Annotated in this window: 19 protein-coding genes; 10 read left to right on the plus strand and 9 right to left on the minus strand. The window is 59.3% G+C overall.

Annotated elements, in window-relative coordinates:
* A partial coding sequence (locus ACZ0A4_RS00005) for a transporter substrate-binding domain-containing protein (protein WP_463572569.1) occupies positions 1-218 on the plus strand: 218 nt, incomplete at its 5' end.
* A gap of 125 nt (positions 219-343) precedes the next feature.
* Here the strand turns inward: ACZ0A4_RS00005 and ACZ0A4_RS00010 are convergent.
* The 5 genes from ACZ0A4_RS00010 to ACZ0A4_RS00030 form a co-directional block, all read right to left on the minus strand.
* Complete coding sequence (locus ACZ0A4_RS00010; RefSeq protein ID WP_064118408.1) at positions 344-970, minus strand: helix-turn-helix transcriptional regulator; 627 nt, start codon at positions 968-970, stop codon at positions 344-346.
* A 93-nt stretch (positions 971-1,063) separates the two neighbouring features.
* On the minus strand, positions 1,064-2,191 hold the full coding sequence (locus ACZ0A4_RS00015; protein ID WP_463572570.1) for an NAD(P)/FAD-dependent oxidoreductase: 1,128 nt from the start codon (positions 2,189-2,191) through the stop codon (positions 1,064-1,066).
* 153 nt (positions 2,192-2,344) lie between these two features.
* The gene (locus ACZ0A4_RS00020; protein ID WP_463572572.1) at positions 2,345-3,289 is read right to left on the minus strand and encodes an ornithine cyclodeaminase family protein; all 945 of its coding nucleotides are present in this window, start codon (positions 3,287-3,289) and stop codon (positions 2,345-2,347) included.
* A gap of 136 nt (positions 3,290-3,425) precedes the next feature.
* Positions 3,426-4,904, minus strand: a complete 1,479-nt coding sequence (gene rhlB / locus ACZ0A4_RS00025) for an ATP-dependent RNA helicase RhlB (RefSeq protein WP_463572573.1) — start codon at positions 4,902-4,904, stop codon at positions 3,426-3,428.
* A 97-nt stretch (positions 4,905-5,001) separates the two neighbouring features.
* On the minus strand, positions 5,002-5,658 hold the full coding sequence (locus ACZ0A4_RS00030) for an alpha/beta hydrolase (RefSeq protein ID WP_463572575.1): 657 nt from the start codon (positions 5,656-5,658) through the stop codon (positions 5,002-5,004).
* Positions 5,659-6,126: 468 nt separating this feature from the next.
* Here ACZ0A4_RS00030 and ACZ0A4_RS00035 point away from each other — a divergent pair, with 468 nt between their 5' ends.
* The 4 genes from ACZ0A4_RS00035 (at position 6,127) to ACZ0A4_RS00050 (ending at position 10,287) form a co-directional block, all read left to right on the plus strand.
* Positions 6,127-7,158, plus strand: a complete 1,032-nt coding sequence (locus tag ACZ0A4_RS00035) for an amino acid ABC transporter substrate-binding protein (RefSeq protein WP_007914328.1) — start codon at positions 6,127-6,129, stop codon at positions 7,156-7,158.
* A gap of 66 nt (positions 7,159-7,224) precedes the next feature.
* On the plus strand, positions 7,225-8,406 hold the full coding sequence (locus ACZ0A4_RS00040; protein WP_463572576.1) for an amino acid ABC transporter permease: 1,182 nt from the start codon (positions 7,225-7,227) through the stop codon (positions 8,404-8,406).
* A gap of 10 nt (positions 8,407-8,416) precedes the next feature.
* Positions 8,417-9,511 (plus strand): amino acid ABC transporter permease, encoded by a 1,095-nt coding sequence (locus tag ACZ0A4_RS00045; RefSeq protein ID WP_095112603.1) that lies wholly within the window; start codon positions 8,417-8,419, stop codon positions 9,509-9,511.
* Between the two features lie 11 nt (positions 9,512-9,522).
* Positions 9,523-10,287, plus strand: a complete 765-nt coding sequence (locus ACZ0A4_RS00050; RefSeq protein ID WP_008080191.1) for an amino acid ABC transporter ATP-binding protein — start codon at positions 9,523-9,525, stop codon at positions 10,285-10,287.
* 53 nt (positions 10,288-10,340) lie between these two features.
* On the opposite strand, the gene ACZ0A4_RS00055 is transcribed toward ACZ0A4_RS00050, so the two are convergent.
* Together ACZ0A4_RS00055 and ACZ0A4_RS00060 are read right to left on the minus strand one after the other, a co-directional pair.
* On the minus strand, positions 10,341-10,829 hold the full coding sequence (locus tag ACZ0A4_RS00055) for a type II toxin-antitoxin system MqsA family antitoxin (protein WP_463572577.1): 489 nt from the start codon (positions 10,827-10,829) through the stop codon (positions 10,341-10,343).
* Positions 10,826-11,137 carry a type II toxin-antitoxin system MqsR family toxin gene (locus ACZ0A4_RS00060; protein ID WP_463572579.1) on the minus strand — a complete coding sequence of 104 codons (312 nt, stop codon included), beginning with the start codon at positions 11,135-11,137 and terminating at the stop codon, positions 10,826-10,828. Before ACZ0A4_RS00060 ends, ACZ0A4_RS00055 begins: the two co-directional genes overlap by 4 nt.
* Before the next feature lie 166 nt (positions 11,138-11,303).
* Here ACZ0A4_RS00060 and ACZ0A4_RS00065 point away from each other — a divergent pair, with 166 nt between their 5' ends.
* The 5 genes from ACZ0A4_RS00065 (at position 11,304) to ACZ0A4_RS00085 (ending at position 15,329) form a co-directional block, all read left to right on the plus strand.
* On the plus strand, positions 11,304-11,963 hold the full coding sequence (locus tag ACZ0A4_RS00065; RefSeq protein WP_141128909.1) for a FadR/GntR family transcriptional regulator: 660 nt from the start codon (positions 11,304-11,306) through the stop codon (positions 11,961-11,963).
* Positions 11,953-13,257, plus strand: coding sequence for a CynX/NimT family MFS transporter (locus ACZ0A4_RS00070; protein ID WP_463572581.1), 1,305 nt, complete (start codon positions 11,953-11,955; stop codon positions 13,255-13,257). Before ACZ0A4_RS00065 ends, ACZ0A4_RS00070 begins: the two co-directional genes overlap by 11 nt.
* Before the next feature lie 239 nt (positions 13,258-13,496).
* Positions 13,497-13,967: a nuclear transport factor 2 family protein gene (locus ACZ0A4_RS00075; RefSeq protein ID WP_077571232.1), complete on the plus strand. Its 471-nt coding sequence runs from the start codon at positions 13,497-13,499 to the stop codon at positions 13,965-13,967.
* A gap of 39 nt (positions 13,968-14,006) precedes the next feature.
* A complete protein-coding gene (locus tag ACZ0A4_RS00080; protein WP_463572582.1) occupies positions 14,007-14,309 on the plus strand; it encodes a GIY-YIG nuclease family protein in 303 nt (100 codons plus the stop codon).
* An 84-nt stretch (positions 14,310-14,393) separates the two neighbouring features.
* Positions 14,394-15,329 (plus strand): glutathione S-transferase family protein, encoded by a 936-nt coding sequence (locus ACZ0A4_RS00085; RefSeq protein ID WP_463572583.1) that lies wholly within the window; start codon positions 14,394-14,396, stop codon positions 15,327-15,329.
* A gap of 129 nt (positions 15,330-15,458) precedes the next feature.
* Here the strand turns inward: ACZ0A4_RS00085 and ACZ0A4_RS00090 are convergent, their stop codons facing one another.
* Positions 15,459-15,809: a glutaredoxin family protein gene (locus ACZ0A4_RS00090; RefSeq protein ID WP_463572584.1), complete on the minus strand. Its 351-nt coding sequence runs from the start codon at positions 15,807-15,809 to the stop codon at positions 15,459-15,461.
* The gene (yejK, locus tag ACZ0A4_RS00095; protein WP_016984999.1) at positions 15,809-16,813 is read right to left on the minus strand and encodes a nucleoid-associated protein YejK; all 1,005 of its coding nucleotides are present in this window, start codon (positions 16,811-16,813) and stop codon (positions 15,809-15,811) included. The genes ACZ0A4_RS00090 and yejK overlap by 1 nt, the downstream gene beginning before the upstream one ends.
* Positions 16,814-16,841 lie beyond the last annotated feature (28 nt).

Genomic DNA, 16,841 nt, shown 5'->3' on the forward strand with positions numbered 1-16,841 from the left:
ATGACTTTTTGTCGATGCCGCGTGGCCAGGGTTATGCGTTTGTCGGGCCTGAGTTGAAGGATCCGAAGTACGTCGGCGAGGGCGCGGGGATTGCGGTGCGCAAGGGCAATGCCGAACTGGTCGGCCAGTTGAATGGCGCCATCGATGGCATTCGCGCGAGTGGTGAGTACCAGAAGATTTCCGAGAAGTATTTCAAGTCCGACATTTACGGCGACTGATAGTCCGTCATCGCTGGCAAGCCAGCTCCCACAGGGATTGAGTCGTACACAGATGTTGTGTGCAACAAAAAAAACTGTGGGAGCTGGCTTGCCAGCGATGGGGCCGGATCAATCACCGCAAATCTCTAGCCCTTCATTTCCTTCAGGTGTTTGTACACCGTCGCCCGCCCCATGTTCAGCACATTGGCCACATAGTTCGAGGCGCTCTTGCCCTTGAACGCGCCCTCGGCGTGCAGCGCCAGCACCAGTTCACGTTTGTGATCGCGAGTCAGCACATTCAAGCTCAATTGACGCTCGCGCAGCCAGGCGTGGAGGAAGGTGTTGATGCGTTCCTGCCAGTCATCGCGAAACAGTGAATCCGGTTGCGGGATCAGTTTGCTCGGTGAGAGGAACAGGTCCAGCGCTGCCTTGGCATTTTCGAACAGCGAAATATTCAGGTTGATGCACAGCACCGCCAGCGGCAGGCCTTCGCCGTCGCGCAGGACGCTGCTCAGGCTACGGATCTTCTGGCCATCCCAATTAAGCTTTTCGTACGGACCGATATTGCGGTCGCTGACATCCTCGCTGAGCATGTCTTCCAGTGACGAGTCGTCGCCGATCTCGCGCTTGGACAGGTTGTTGGCGATGTAGTCGACCTTTTGCGTGCGCAGGTCGTGCAGCACCACTTCGGCGTGGGGAAAGAACAGCGTGGCGATGGCGTCGGCGATGGCGCGGAAGTTATCCAGGGCCGGGTCGAATTCAGGGGCGGTCATGACAGTGGAGCTCCAGGCAGCGTCAACGCCCCCGTGATCAGGAGGCGCTGCGAGTGTGCCGCAATCCGTTGGGCGCGTCATCCGGGTGGACGATCAGGCGAGGCGGGCAGGCGAAAGCATGGCGCTGCTCAGGCCGAAGTTGCGCAAGTGCTCGGGCAGTGGCTCGCCGCGCACCAACGCCGCGCTGGCCTGGCCCATCGCTGGCGAAGTCTGAATGCCGTAACCGCCCTGCGCCGCCACCCAGAACAATCCCGGCACCTGCGGATCGAAACCGCTGAGCAGATCACCGTCGCCGACGAAACTGCGCAGGCCGGCCCAGGTGCGGGTCGGGCGGCGGATGGTCAGCGTGGTGGCTTCTTCAATCTGGTAAATGCCCATGGCGATGTCCAGTTCCTCCGGCTGCACGTCGTGGGGTTCGACCGGGTCGGCGTTGGCCGGTGAACCGAGGAACATGCCGGCATCAGGCTTCATATAGAAGGATTCGTCGAGACTGACCAGCATCGGCCAGTGATGAATGTCTACGCCTTCGGGCCCGGCGAAGATAAAAGCGGCGCGGCGTTTCGGTTGCAAACCCAACGGCCTGGCGCCGGCCAGTGCACCGATCTTGTCGGCCCAGGCCCCGGCGGCATTGATGATTACCGGTGCGCTGAAGGTCTGGCCGTTGGTTTGAACGTGCCATAGGCCGCCGGCGTCGCGGTTCAGGCCGAGCACTTCGCAATCGGTGTGCACTTCGCCGTGGTTACGGCGGATGCCGCGCAGGTAGCCCTGATGCAGGGCGTCGGTGTCGATGTCGCTGGCGCTCGGGTCATAGATCGCGCCGTGGACTTTTTCCCGGCGCAGGATCGGCAGTCGCGCACAGGCTTCATCGGCGCTGAGCAGTTGCATTTCCGGCACGGTGGCTTTGGCACTGAGGTATTGGTTGTTCAGTTCGGCGGCGTCACCGCTGAAGTCGACGGTCATTTCGCCGCGCGGGGTCAGCAGCGGGTGTTCGCAGAAACCGCTGGGCGGGTTGTCGAAAAACGCCCGGCTGGCCTGGGTCAGTGCGCGCACTTGCGGCGTGCCGTACGCGGCGGTGAACAACGCAGCAGAGCGGCCGGTGGAGTGATAGGCCGGGTGCGATTCGCGTTCGAGCACGATCACTTTGCCGTGCGGCGACAGCCAGAAACCACTGGAAGCGCCGGCAATCCCGCCGCCGATGATGATGAAATCTGCCTGGCTCATGAAAGGTCTCCAGTGGGTACGCAATATCAAGGCGTTCGCTATCCCCCCTTGTGGGAGCGAGCCTGCTCGCGAAAGCGGTATGTCAGTCGACATGTTCGGTGAGTGTCAGACCGCATTCGCGAGCAGGCTCGCTCCCATAGGGGATTTGTGGTGTCAGTGAGTCAAGTGGTAAACCGCATTGGCGAGGGCGATGTCTTCCAGGCCCAGGCCGATCGAGCGGAAAAATACGTGACGGTGGTATTCCGGGCGCTGCACTTTCTCGCTGAGCAGATCCGCCAGGTCGCCAACGATCGCATCCTTGCTCCAGCCCTGTTGTTCACTGGCAATCAACATCTCACCCGCCGACCCTGGCGTGGTCAGACGATAGTCGCAGAACACCTGCATGTCGTTGAGGCTCTGCGGTGGTACTTCGTGGGCGCGCGGGGCGTTGGTGCTGATCGAGGTGATCAGGGCCGGTTTGCTCAATGCGGCAGGATCGATGACCGGTCCGGCGGACGAGGTGCACAGCATGATCACATCGGCCTCGGCGATGGCCGCATCACGGCTGTCAGCAATCTTCAGATTGGGCGTGATGGCTTTCAACAGTGCCTGGGTCTGAGCGTCGGCGGACAGGCTTGGCGAATACAGGCTGATGCTTTGCCAGTCACGCAGAGACTTCACGTAATGGAGATGCGCCTGCGCAACCTTGCCGCTGCCGATGATCGCCAGTCGCGTGGCATTCAGCGGCGCGAGGGCGTCGACCGCCACGGCGGTGGTCGCAGCGGTGCGTGCGGTGGTCAGTTCACCGGCATCGCAGAGCAGCAGCGGTTGGCCGGTTTTCATCGACATCAGCAGCGTCCACGCCGTCACCAGCGCACCTTGCTCGCGAACGATGTAAGGCGAGGTCTTCACGCCGTAAACGCCGTCTTCAGCCAGCACGCCCAGATAATTGATGAAGTCACCTGCACCGTGAGGAAACTCCACCAGTTGCTGCGCAGGTTGCACGGCGTGTCCGGCGGCAAGGTCGCGAAACAGTTTGCGCAGGATCTGCGGCACATCGATGCGCGCCAGCAGCTCGCGGGCCTGATGCTGGTCGATCACGTAGGGCGTACTGGACATATCAGGCTCCGAAAACGAAATATAAACTTATTTGTCCATTATGGACTTTTTGTTTTCTCTCGCAAGCACCTGATGAAACGCCGGGCGAAAAAAAAGCGCAGTCCGTTGCCGGCTGCGCTTTTCTTTTAAACGTCGCTTACTGCGGACGCTTGCGCTCAACCGCACGCAACAGATGCGTCGGCGGCGTTTCACAGCTGATCTTGCGACCGAGCTTCTCTTCGATGGACGGCAACTGATAGGAGTCGTCCTCACCGGCGAAGCTGATCGAAACGCCATCGGCGCCAGCACGACCGGTCCGGCCGATGCGGTGCACGTAGTCGTCCGGGACTTCCGGCAGGGTGAAGTTGATCACGTGGCTGATACCGTCGATGTGGATGCCGCGACCGGCCACATCGGTGGCGACCAGTACGCGAATCTTGCCTTCGCGGAAACCTTCCAGGGTCTTGATGCGTTTGTGTTGCGGCACGTCGCCGGACAACTGCGCAGCATTCACACCGTCGCGCACCAGACGCTCTTCGATACGGCGCACTTCGTCCTTGCGGTTGGCGAAGACCATCACCCGCTCCCAGCCATTATCGTTGACCAGGTTGTAGAGCAGTTTGTACTTGTCGGCAGCGGCCACGGCGTAGATGTGTTGCTCGACGTTTTCGCTGGCGACATTGGTGACTTCGATTTCGACGATGGACGGATCGGTGGTCCATTGCTTGGCGAGGTTCATCACGTCTTCGGTGAAGGTCGCGGAGAACAGCAAGGTCTGGCGCTCGGACTTCGGCGGCGTCTGGCGAATGATCTGGCGTACTTGCGGGATGAAGCCCATGTCGAGCATGCGGTCGGCTTCGTCCAGCACCATCACTTCGACCATGTCCAGATGCACATCGCCGCGCTGGTTGAAGTCGAGCAGACGGCCCGGGGTTGCCACTAGAATGTCGCAGTGACGCGCTTCGAGGTGCTTGAGCTGCTTGTCGAAGTCCATGCCGCCGACGAATGTCATGACGTTGAGGCCGGTGTACTTGGTCAGGTCGGCGGCGTCCTTGGCGATCTGTACCACCAGCTCACGGGTCGGCGCGATGATCAGCGCACGGGGTTCGCCCATGTAGCGTTCTTTCGGCGGCGGTGTTTGCAGCAGCTGAGTGATGATCGAGATCAGGAATGCGGCAGTCTTGCCGGTACCCGTCTGCGCGCGGCCAATCGCATCTTTGCCGGCGAGGGTAAAGCCCAGCACCTGCGCCTGGATCGGCGTGCAGTACGGGAAGCCCAGATCCTGTATGGCGTGCATCAGTTCTGGCGAAAGTTTGAAATCGTGGAAGCGGGTTTTGCCTTCCTGTGGCTCGACAACGAAATCTTCGAGTTTCCACGGAATCACCGGTGCCTTGGGCTTCGGTTCGCGGCGCGGTCTGGCCGGTTTCGGCGCTTCGCTGCGGTCAGGTTCAGCGGCGACAGGGGCGGCCGGTGCAGGTTTCGGTGGCTGTTTCGGTGCCGCTACGGGAGCGGGGCGGTCGGCCTGTGGGGCATCGGTGCGATGACCGGGGGCGTGCGACGGCGCACTGGGAACTGGCGCGAGCTGCTCAGCCTCGCTTTTACCGAACATCTTCTTGAGTGCTTCGAGCACGGTCATCTCATCAATTGGTTAAGGAATGTACGCCGGCCAGTGTAATGCAAGAAACGGGCGCGGCGTAGGGGGAGGGATCAAAGGGTGGTTTTAATCTCGACGCTTAGCGCAAACGTTCGCCCAACCAGACACCGATGTCGCGAATTTCCTCGGGTAACACTTCGTGCTCCATTGGGTATTCCTGCCATGTCACGGTGACACCATGCTTCACCAAATGCTCATAGGCACTGCGCCCCATCGAGTTCTGCACCACGCCATCGAACTGGCCGTGCAGGCATATCGCGGGAATGCGCTGCTGACTGGCTGAAAGCTGCATCTCATCATTGAAGGTCGGCGCATACGTCGACAACGCCAGCACACCGCCCAACGGCCCCTGCCATTTCACAAAAGCGGTGTGCAAGACCACGGCGCCACCCTGGGAAAACCCGGCAAGGAAAATCCGCGAGGCGTCTATTCCGCTGGCGCGCTCGTTTTCAATCAATTCGATGATGCGATCGGCCGACGCTTCCAGCTCGTCACGGTCAATCGCCCGCGCAGGGCTCATGGCTTTGATGTCGTACCAGCTCGGCATGGCATATCCGCCATTTATCGTCACCGGACGCGTCGGCGCCTGCGGCAGCACGAAGCGTGTGCTCAACAGGCTTTCCTGCAACGCTTCCGCCACCGGCAAGAAGTCGTAGCGATCGGCGCCGAGGCCGTGCAGCCAGATCACGCAGGCGTCTGCGGGCTTAACAGGCTGAAGAATCAAGGGCTCGGTCATGGCTGCTCCAATTGTGTGCGGGCGCTCTCATTAAGTGCGTGATTCGAGTGCGCGCCCGGTTGATCCGTTAAGAAGATGTCGCAAGGTTACAAGTTTTGCTATTGACCTGTCGCCGAATCGATTCCGCGACAGGTGTGGTACGGGCTTTGCTATGGAAGGTTCTGTACGAAGCGTCCTACGCGTGGCGGTAACACTATCAGTGTACGACCCGCGACGGGATTGCAAAGAATCCGGTGATGGATGTTCGCCAATGGCCGCTACGGGCGCAGCGAACGTGAAAGGGCTACAGCCCGTTCGGCCGATTGGTGAGAAGTGAGTTGTCCATGATGTGGATTTTCTCCTACTAGACTCATAGCGAAGGTCTTACGTCGGTTGACCCCAAAAAAAGCCAACACGGGTCAACAACGCCTCAAAAGGGTGCGACTGGACTCAAGCTCCGACACAACAAGAGCAAAACTGGAGGTTTGAATGAAGATGTTGAAATCCACCCTGGCCATCGTGACTGCAGCAACAGTACTCGGTGTCAGCGGGTTCGCTCAGGCGGGTGCAACCCTGGATGCAGTGCAGAAGAAAGGTTTCGTGCAGTGTGGCGTGAGCGACGGTCTGCCGGGCTTCTCGGTACCGGACGCAACCGGCAAGATCCTCGGGATCGATGCTGACGTCTGCCGCGCTGTGGCCGCTGCCGTATTCGGCGACGCGACCAAGGTCAAGTTCAGTCAGTTGAACGCCAAGGAGCGCTTCACCGCGCTGCAATCGGGCGAGATCGACATCCTGTCGCGCAACACCACCATGACCAGTTCGCGTGACGCGGGCATGGGCCTGAAATTCCCGGGCTTCATTACCTACTACGACGGCATCGGCTTCCTGGTGAACAACAAGCTGGGCGTGAAGAGTGCCAAAGAGCTGGACGGTGCAACCATCTGCATCCAGGCCGGTACCACCACCGAGCTGAACGTTTCCGACTACTTCCGTGGCAACGGTCTGAAATACACCCCGATCACTTTCGACACCTCCGATGAAAGCGCCAAATCGCTGGAATCCGGTCGTTGCGACGTGCTGACCTCCGACAAGTCCCAGCTGTTCGCCCAGCGCAGCAAGCTGGCCTCGCCGAAGGACTATGTGGTTCTGCCGGAAACCATTTCCAAAGAACCGCTGGGCCCGGTCGTACGTAACGGCGACGACGAGTGGCTGGCCATCGTTCGTTGGGTTGGCTACGCGCTGCTCAACACCGAAGAAGCCGGCATCACTTCGAAGAACGTCGAAGCTGAAGCCAAGTCGACCAAAAACCCGGACGTTGCCCGTATGCTCGGCGCTGACGGCGAGTACGGCAAAGACCTGAAACTGCCGAAAGACTGGGTTGTGCAGATCGTCAAACAAGTCGGCAACTACGGCGAAATCTTCGAGAAAAACCTCGGTAAGAGCACTCCGCTGGAAATCGACCGCGGCTTGAACGCCCTGTGGAACAACGGCGGCATTCAGTACGCACCACCAGTGCGCTAATGGTTCTATCACCCGGCGGGCCAACCGCCGGGTGATGTTCTTGTTCCATTTTTTCCGGGGCACTTCATGCAAAATTCAATCGGCGCACCAAAGCAGAGGCTCAGCCTCAGCGATCCACGAGTGCGTGCGTGGCTATTCCAGATCATCACCGTTGTGGCGGTGGTCTCGCTGGGCTGGTACTTGTTCGACAACACGCAAACCAACCTTCAGCACCGGGGCATTACCTCCGGTTTCGGCTTTCTGGAGCGCAGTGCCGGATTCGGCATCGCTCAACATCTGATCGACTATACGGAAGCGGACAGCTATGCCCGCGTCTTTGTCATCGGTCTGCTCAACACCTTGCTGGTGACCGTGATCGGCGTGGTTCTGGCGACGATTCTCGGTTTCATCATCGGTGTAGCGCGGCTGTCGCAGAACTGGATCATCAGCAAACTGGCGACCGTGTATGTGGAAGTGTTCCGCAATATTCCGCCGCTGCTGCAAATCCTGTTCTGGTACTTCGCGGTATTCCTGACCATGCCGGGGCCGCGCAACAGCCACAACTTCGGCGACACTTTCTTTGTCAGCAGTCGAGGCCTGAACATGCCGGCCGCGCTGGCGGCTGATGGTTTCTGGGCGTTCGTGATCAGTATCGTGGTGGCCATCGTCGGCATCGTGCTGATGACCCGCTGGGCCAACAAGCGCTTTGAAGAAACCGGCGTGCCGTTTCACAAGTTCTGGGTCGGCCTGGCGATTCTGCTGGTGATCCCGGCGTTGTGCGCACTGATCTTCGGCGCGCCGCTGCACTGGGAAATGCCGAAGCTTTCAGGCTTCAACTTTGTTGGTGGCTGGGTACTGATCCCGGAACTGCTCGCGTTGACCCTCGCCCTGACCGTATACACCGCAGCGTTCATCGCCGAGATCGTGCGTTCCGGGATCAAGTCGGTCAGCCATGGCCAGACCGAAGCGGCGCGTTCGCTTGGCCTGCGCAACGGCCCGACCCTGCGCAAGGTGATCATTCCGCAAGCCCTGCGCGTGATCATTCCGCCGCTGACCAGCCAATACCTCAACCTGGCGAAAAACTCTTCGCTGGCGGCCGGTATCGGTTATCCGGAAATGGTGTCGCTGTTCGCCGGCACGGTGCTTAACCAGACCGGTCAGGCAATCGAGGTGATTGCCATCACCATGAGCGTGTACCTGGCGATCAGTATCAGCATTTCCCTGCTGATGAACTGGTACAACAAGCGCATTGCGCTGATCGAGCGGTAAGGAAAAGCGCATGAGTACTCATACTTTCAAACCCGACATGCCCCCACCGAACAGCAGCATCGGCGTGGTGGCGTGGATGCGCGCGAACATGTTCTCCAGCTGGCTCAACACCCTGCTGACGCTGTTTGCGTTCTACCTGATTTATCTCGTGGTGCCTCCGATCCTCAGCTGGGCGATTGTCGATGCCAACTGGGTCGGCACCACCCGCGCCGACTGCACCAAGGAGGGCGCCTGCTGGGTGTTCATTCAGCAGCGTTTCGGCCAGTTCATGTACGGCTACTACCCGACGGAGTTGCGCTGGCGCGTCGACCTGACCGTGTGGCTGGCGGTGATCGGCGCAGCGCCATTGTTCATCTCGCGTGTGCCGCGTAAAGCGATCTACGGGCTGAGCTTTCTGGTGCTGTACCCGATCATTGCCTTCACCCTGTTGCACGGCGGTTTCGGCCTGACCAACGTGGCAACCAGCCAATGGGGCGGCCTGATGCTGACCCTGGTGATTGCCACGGTCGGTATCGCTGGCGCCTTGCCGCTGGGGATTGTGTTGGCGCTGGGCCGTCGTTCGAACATGCCGGCGATTCGTGTGGTCTGCGTGACCTTCATCGAGTTCTGGCGCGGCGTGCCGTTGATCACGGTGTTGTTCATGTCTTCGGTGATGCTGCCGCTGTTCCTGCCCGAAGGCATGAACTTCGACAAGCTGCTGCGGGCGCTGATCGGCGTGATCCTGTTCCAGTCGGCCTATGTGGCTGAAGTGGTGCGTGGCGGTCTGCAAGCGATCCCCAAAGGCCAGTACGAAGCCGCCGCCGCGATGGGCCTCGGTTACTGGCGTTCGATGGGCCTGGTGATCCTGCCGCAAGCCCTGAAGCTGGTAATCCCCGGCATCGTCAACACCTTCATTGCGCTGTTCAAGGACACCAGTCTGGTGATCATCATCGGCCTGTTTGACCTGCTCAACAGCGTCAAGCAAGCCGCTGCCGACCCGAAATGGCTGGGCATGGCTACCGAAGGCTACGTGTTCGCCGCCCTGGTGTTCTGGATTTTCTGTTTTGGTATGTCGCGCTATTCCATGCATCTGGAACGCAAGCTCGACACTGGCCACAAGCGTTAGGAGTTGTGTAAATGAGTGAAGCAATCAAAAAGCCTGTAGGTCCTGAAGGCATTATTCAGATGCAGGGCGTCAACAAGTGGTACGGCCAGTTCCACGTGCTCAAAGACATCAACCTCAACGTCAAACAGGGGGAGCGTATCGTCCTGTGCGGCCCGTCGGGTTCCGGTAAATCGACGACGATTCGCTGCCTCAATCGTCTGGAAGAACACCAGCAGGGGCGCATCGTCGTCGACGGCGTGGAACTGACCAACGACCTCAAGCAGATCGAAGCGATCCGCCGCGAAGTCGGCATGGTGTTCCAGCACTTCAACCTGTTCCCGCATCTGACCATTCTGCAGAACTGCACGTTGGCACCGATGTGGGTGCGCAAAATGCCCAAGCGCAAGGCCGAGGAAATCGCCATGCATTACCTGGAACGCGTACGCATTCCAGAGCAGGCGCACAAATTCCCGGGGCAACTGTCCGGCGGTCAGCAACAGCGTGTGGCAATCGCTCGCGCCCTGTGCATGAAGCCGAAAATCATGCTGTTCGATGAGCCGACTTCAGCGCTCGATCCGGAGATGGTGAAAGAGGTTCTGGACACCATGATCGGTCTGGCGGAAGACGGCATGACCATGCTCTGCGTGACCCACGAAATGGGCTTTGCCCGCACCGTGGCCAACCGTGTGATCTTCATGGACAAGGGTGAGATCGTTGAACAGGCGGCGCCGAATGACTTCTTCGATAATCCGCAGAATGAGCGGACGAAGTTGTTCTTGAGTCAGATTTTGCATTGATGGTTTTTGCGTAAAAACAACCCGGCCTTGTGCCGGGTTTGTTTTTTGGTGGGTCAGGAGGTTGTCGCAGATTCCAGTTCAGGGTGACGGGTTGCCATGAGCCGTTTGAGGTCGTTGCCTTGGCTGAGTACCTGTATTTCCGCTAGTAAATGCGGGTGGCGATCCAGAAGCTGCATCAGCGTGAGCAACGGTTGCGGTGGAGAAAGATCTCCGCGTTCATAGCGCGAAAAAGCATTGTGCCCACCCCCGGATAGCAGCTTCACCGCGTTTCTTTGTGTGAGATGGAGCTTGCGGCGAATACGCTTTATTTCGGCACCGATTAGGCGAAGCGAGTCTTCGAGCAACCGGTCGCCGGCATCTACGTAGCGAGTCGCGCTGTCGGTGTCGTTGTCAAAAATGACTTCACCGCAAACCCGGCACTGCCAACCGGCAAGGTTGTGCACGAGCCGCGAAAACTGTTTGTAATTGACGGTCAGACTGCGATCTCGGAAATGACTCATTCCATCATCAGTACCACAGCTGATGCACTGTCTTGTGCTCATATGTTTTTCTCCTTGAAGGAGATCACCGGGGGCCCACCGCTGTGGCAGTAAGTCACTTTGATGTAAATCTCCAAGCCACGAAACGATGTGTGATAAACGTCGTGCCAGTTGCGATGGTTGGCATAGGAAGTCATGGATTTGTAGAGCATTCGACGCTCGAGCGAGCAGACGATCTGCGTCATTAATTCGTATGACATTCCCATGTTCCTGCCGGACTCAAGCGCCTGTCGGGTAAAGGCTTCTTTGCCTCGTCTAACGACATCCGCCTTGATCACCGCCAGCTCATAATGGGGTGTGTTCTTTTCCATAAGAAACCAAAACCCTGTCCCTGAAATTACCCTTAAAGGGTAATTTTGACCAATCGAAAATACCGCTTCATGTGTCTCCGATTGACCCTAGGTGGTTGCCGTCCTACACGGGTCTGACTAACATGTCAGAAAATTCATCCTATGATTGGATGAAAGGGCGAATCCTATGTCAGACATTTCTCCACTCATTAAGCGATCCCTGGTCGATCAGGCCTTGGATCAGCTCCGTCAGCGCATCAACAGCGGCGCTTGGCAGGTCGGCGAGCGTTTGCCGACCGAGCCCGAGCTCTGCGCCGAACTGGGCATCAGCCGCAATACCGTGCGCGAAGCCATGCGCGTGCTGGCGTTTTCCGGACTCATCGAGATTCGTCAGGGCGATGGCAGTTATCTGCGCGCAGTGGTCGATCCGATGGATACCCTGAAAGCGCTGTCGCAATGCTCGCTGGAACAGGCGCGGGAAACTCGCCACATCCTCGAAGTCGAGGCCATCGGCCTGGCGGCGTTACGTCGTACCGAAGAAGACCTCGTCGCATTGCGTGATGCCCTCGGCACCAGCGGCAGCCACTACCACGGCGATCTCGACACCTACATCGCCTGCGATCTGGTGTTCCACCGCCGTTTGGTCGACGCCGCGCACAACCCGACCCTCAGCGAGCTGTACCGCTATTTCTCCAGCATCGTCGGCGCGCAATTACGCCAGACCCTGAACATCGTCCCGCGCCGTCAGGAAGTGTTCGACCTGCACATCGAGTTGCTCGATGCGGTCGAGCAACGCGATCCGGAACGGGCCAAAGCCTTATCGAGGCAATTGATCAATGAACCTTGAAACCGAGAAGTCCATGTCCCGCAGTGAGATATCCACAACCCCCAAACGTACGGCAGAGCTTGAAGAGCTGTTGATCGACGCCGAGGCTGACGACGAGCAAGTGCAGCAAAGCCATCCGCTGATGCGCCGGCCGTGGTTGTTGCTGCTCGGCTTGATTCTGGTCGCGCTGAATTTGCGCCCGGCGCTGTCGAGCATGGCACCGCTGCTCAGTGACGTGTCGAAAAGCCTCGGCTTGTCAGCAGCTCAAGCCGGTCTGCTGACCACGTTGCCGGTGCTCTGCCTCGGTTTGTTTGCGCCACTGGCGCCGATTCTGGCACGCCGTTTTGGCGCTGAGCGGGTGGTGTTGGGGATTCTGCTGACACTGGCTGGCGGGATCATTTTGCGCAGCAACTTCGGTGAAGTCGGCCTGTTCGCTGGCAGCGTCTTGGGTGGCGCGAGCATCGGCATCATCGGTGTACTGCTACCCGGGATCGTCAAGCGCGACTTCGCCAAACACGCCGGCACCATGACCGGTGTCTACACCATGGCGTTGTGCCTGGGCGCGGCGATGGCAGCGGGCTCCAGCGTGCCGTTGAGCGAGCATTTTGGTGGCAACTGGACGATGGGCCTGGGCTTCTGGGTGATTCCAGCGCTGATTGCAGCGGTGTTCTGGCTGCCGCAAGTCGGGCAGAAACATGGCGCGCACAACGTCGCCTATCGCGTACGCGGTCTGCTGCGTGATCCGCTGGCCTGGCAGGTGACCTTGTACATGGGCCTGCAATCATCGCTGGCCTACATCGTGTTCGGCTGGTTGCCGTCGATCCTGATTGGTCGTGGCCTGACGCCGACTCAGGCCGGTCTGGTGTTGTCCGGTTCGGTGATCATCCAGCTTGCCAGCTCGCTGGCCGCACCATGGCTGGCCACTCGCGGCAAGGATCAGCGTCTGGCCATCGTCGTGGTCATGGCGCTGACCCTTGGCGGTCTGTTCGGCTGCCTGTATGCGCCGATCGAAGGTTTGTGGGGCTGGGCGATTCTGCTGGGGTTGGGGCAGGGCGGTACGTTCAGTCTGGCGCTGACGTTGATTGTGCTGCGTTCGCGGGATTCTCATGTCGCGGCGAACCTGTCGAGCATGTCCCAGGGCTTCGGTTATACGCTGGCGTCAATGGGGCCGTTAGCGGTCGGTGTGGTGCATGACTGGACCGGCGGCTGGAATGCGGTGGGCTGGATCTTTGGCATCATTGGCACCGGCGCGATCATCGCCGGGCTTGGCGCCGGGCGTGCGTTGTACGTGCAAGTGCAAAGCGAAAAGATCTGACGCGTAACCCTTTTTTGAGGGCTGTGATATCCAATGTGGGAGCGAGCTTGCTCGCGAAGACGGTGGTTCAGGCACAGATCATGTTGAAAGTGCCGGCCTCTTCGCGAGCAAGCTCGCTCCCACAGTTTTTTGGGGCGCCCTTAAGATCTTGCGTGGTATTCGGTTTGCGAATGCCGATAGTGTTTCTGCGCATTGCAGATTATCGTGCTGGCAATCTGTACCTATTTTGGAGATTGCCCATGAGCGAAGCCCACGCCGCGTTGATCACCCGCTTCTACCAGGCTTTCCAGCGCCTCGATGCCGAAGCCATGGCCGCCTGCTACACCGATGACGTAGTGTTCAGCGATCCTGCCTTCGGCGAACTGCGCGGGCGCGATGCCGGCGATATGTGGCGCATGCTCACCACTCGGGCCAAGGATTTCTCGCTGACCTTCGACAACGTCCGTGCCGATGAGCGCAGCGGCGGCGCGCATTGGGTGGCGACTTACCTGTTCAGTCAGACTGGCAACATCGTCATCAACGATATCCAGGCCCGTTTCGTCTTCCGTGACGGCAAGATCTGCGAGCACCACGACCACTTCGATTTGTGGCGCTGGTCGCGTCAGGCTCTCGGTTTCAAAGGTCTGCTGCTCGGCTGGACACCGCTGGTGCGTAACGCCGTTCGTGCCCAGGCGCTGAAGGGACTGAAGGCATTTCAGGCCGGTCGCTGATAAGATCGCCGCCTGTTTCCTACACGTCCTGATCCCGAAGTGACCAGCCTTAGCGAAAAATCTGTCGAAGTTGCCGAACCAGTGAGCAAGTCCTGGTTCGTCTACCTCGTGCGCGCCGCCAATGGCTCGTTGTACTGCGGAGTCAGCGACGACCCGGTGCGCCGCTTCGCCAAGCATCAAAGCGGCAAGGGCGCGCGGTTCTTCCTCTCCAGCCCGGCGATGGCGCTGGTCTACACCGAGCTGTGCCGAGACAAGAGCGATGCGTTGCGTCAGGAACGCTTGATCAAAAAACTCAGGAAAAGCGCCAAGGAATGTCTGGTTGCGTCTTATCAATCTGACTGATCAGTTCCCATCAGGCAGATCTGTAGGCTGCTAAGCAAATGCACGCTAAGCTGCTGGCTCACTATCTGAGCGGCGGAGCCGAGCATGTCCGAGTTGATTCTCCATCATTACCCGACCTCTCCATTTGCCGAGAAGGCCCGCCTGTTGCTGGGCTTCAAAGGCTTGTCGTGGCGCTCGGTGCATATCTCGCCGGTGATGCCGAAGCCGGATCTGACCGCGCTGACTGGCGGCTACCGCAAAACCCCGGTGTTGCAGATTGGCGCTGACATCTATTGCGACACTTCGCTGATCGCGCGTCGTCTGGAACAGGAAAAAGCCTTGCCGGCGTTCTTCCCCGAAGGTCAGGAATTTACAGCTGCCAGTTTTGCCACGTGGGCTGACTCGGTGGTGTTTCAACATGCGGTGAGTCTGGTGTTTCAGCCGGAATCGGTGGCGGTGCGTTTTGCCAAGTTGCCGCCGGAAGCGATCAAAGCTTTTATTGCCGACCGCGCCGGTCTGTTCAGTGGTGGCAGCGCCACGCGTTTGTCCGCTGAGCAGGCCAAGCATCAATGGCCGACGATCATGGCGCGGCTGGAGCAGCAGTTACAGCGTGAGCAGGGCGACTTCCTGTTTGGCGAGCCGTCGATTGCCGACTTCGCGCTGGCGCATCCGCTGTGGTTCCTCAAGGCCACGCATGTCACGGCTCCGCTGGTGGATGAGTATCCGGCTGTTGCGGCCTGGTTGGGCCGAGTATTGGGCTTCGGTCATGGCGCGGCGAGTGCGATGACTTCTGAAGAGGCGCTTGAGGTTGCACGCAACGCGACACCGGCGGCATTGCCGGATGAGCAGTTCGTAGATCCGAACGGCTTCAAGGCTGGTCAGCAGGTGGCGATCTCGGCGACGGATTACGGGGTCGATCCGGTGGTGGGTGAGTTGCTGTTTGCCGGTAGCGAAGAGTTGATCATTCGTCGCGAAGACGAACGTGGCGGTGTGGTGCATGTGCACTTCCCGCGTTTTGGTTTCCGCATCGAAGTCCGCTGATTCGAGTCTGTTGCAAAACCTGTGGGAGCGAGCTTGCTCCGGGCGGCGTTCCGACGAAGACGCTTGATCATTCAACATTGTTGTTGGCTGATGTACCGCTTTCGCGAGCAAGCTCGCTCCCACAGTTGGTTACTTCAGGGCGGCGAGGATTTCGTCCGGGTCAAACCCGCGAATCAATGTGCCGTTCACGTCGATCAACGGAATCCCGCGCCCACCCAATGCCTCGTACGCCTTGCGCGCCTCCGCATCCTTCTCGATATCGAACTCCTTGAACGGGATGCCCTTGCTGTCGAGAAAGCGTTTGGTCTGTTTGCAGTAGCCGCACCAGTCGGTGGCGTAGAGCACGACGTTGGCCTGCGCGCGCGTCTGCTCGGCAACCATCTGCGACGGGTTCAACACCCGCTCGATCTTGCCCCAGTTCTGATAGACCACGACCACCAGCAGAACCAGCGCAACCTTCTTCAGCACATTGCCGAGCATCAGTTACGGCGCTTCAGTTGATCGGTGAGCGACGTCGGCAAGCCTTTGATCACCAGGGTGCCAGCCTCTTCGTCATACTCGATCTTCGAGCCCAGCAGATGTGCTTCGAAGCTGATCGACAGGCCTTCAGCGCGGCCGGTGAAGCGGCGGAATTGATTCAGGGTGCGTTTGTCCGCCGGAATCTCCGGGGACAGGCCGTAGTCCTTGTTGCGGATGTGATCGTAAAAGGCTTTCGGGCGTTCTTCGTCGATCAGCTCGGACAACTCTTCCAGGCCCATCGGCTCGCCGAGTTTGGCTTGACTGCTGGCGTAATCGACCAGGGTCTTGGTTTTCTCGCGAGCGGAGTCTTCTGGCAGGTCTTCGCTCTCGACGAAGTCGCTGAACGCCTTGAGTAGCGTGCGCGTCTCGCCCGGGCCGTCGACACCTTCCTGGCAGCCGATAAAGTCACGGAAGTACTCCGAGACCTTTTTACCGTTCTTGCCCTTGATGAACGAGATGTACTGCTTGGACTGCTTATTGTTCTGCCACTCGGAGACGTTGATCCGCGCCGCCAGGTGCAATTGGCCGAGGTCGAGGTGGCGCGACGGGGTCACGTCCAGCTCATCGGTCACCGCCACGCCTTCGCTGTGGTGCAGCAGGGCGATGGCCAGGTAATCGGTCATGCCTTGCTGATAGTGGGCGAACAGCACGTGGCCGCCGACCGACAGGTTCGATTCTTCCATCAACTTTTGCAGGTGCTCGACCGCCACTTTGCTGAACGCGGTGAAGTCCTTGCCACCTTCCATGTATTCCTTCAGCCAGCCGCTGAACGGGAACGCTCCGGATTCCGGATGGAACAGGCCCCAGGCTTTGCCCTGTTTGGCGTTGTAGCTTTCGTTGAGGTCGGCGAGCATGTTCTCGATGGCTGCAGACTCGGCCAGTTCAGTGTCACGGGCGTGCAGAACTGCGGGCGTGCCGTCGGGTTTTTTGTCGATCAGGTGGACGATGCAATGACGGATCGGCATGGGCTTCTCGGCTGTTGGATGGGAGGAG

It is taken from the genome of Pseudomonas sp. AC172, from assembly GCF_979258595.1.